This window comes from Photorhabdus hainanensis (assembly GCF_018448965.1).
In the GTDB taxonomy this organism is placed as follows: domain Bacteria; phylum Pseudomonadota; class Gammaproteobacteria; order Enterobacterales; family Enterobacteriaceae; genus Photorhabdus; species Photorhabdus akhurstii.
Genome location: NZ_RCWD01000132.1, coordinates 1 through 579 on the forward strand (window position 1 = coordinate 1; position 579 = coordinate 579).

The 579-nt window shown below is 48.0% G+C and carries 2 tRNA genes and 1 rRNA gene; all 3 read left to right on the forward strand.

Features of this window, described 5'->3' with window-relative positions:
• Nucleotides 1–80, forward strand: a 16S ribosomal RNA gene (locus EAE92_RS24205); the annotation flags it as partial.
• Nucleotides 81–148: 68 nt separating this feature from the next.
• A tRNA-Ile gene (locus tag EAE92_RS24210) sits at nt 149–225 on the forward strand.
• A gap of 131 nt (nt 226–356) precedes the next feature.
• A tRNA-Ala gene (locus tag EAE92_RS24215) sits at nt 357–432 on the forward strand.
• Nucleotides 433–579 lie beyond the last annotated feature (147 nt).

Genomic DNA, 579 nt, shown 5'->3' on the forward strand with positions numbered 1-579 from the left:
TGACCACTTTGTGGCTCATGACTGGGGTGAAGTCGTAACAAGGTAACCGTAGGGGAACCTGCGGTTGGATCACCTCCTTACCTGAGATAGGTTGAGTGCAGTGCTCACACAGATTGTCTGATGAAAGAAGAGAATACGTTATCGTGACAGGCTTGTAGCTCAGGTGGTTAGAGCGCACCCCTGATAAGGGTGAGGTCGGTGGTTCAAGTCCACTCAGGCCTACCAAACGCTTTTCCTCTTTGCCATTTTAAACGCTGCATTACTCATGTGCTCGCGCACACTGCGTGATTCGCGTTGAAACTGGCTGTGATGAAAAGGTTTGTATAAAATTCTGCGATAGCGGTCTATTTCTGTATGGGGCTATAGCTCAGCTGGGAGAGCGCCTGCCTTGCACGCAGGAGGTCAGCGGTTCGATCCCGCTTAGCTCCACCATACTAAACGTAGTTCAGAGTATATTGGCGACAGTATGCTGCGAATTATTTTGCTCTTTAACAATCTGGAACAAGCTGAAAAATTGAAACACTCAGTAATATCGACAAGGTATTATTGGGGAGTCTCTCAAGCTGAGCAATCCGAGAC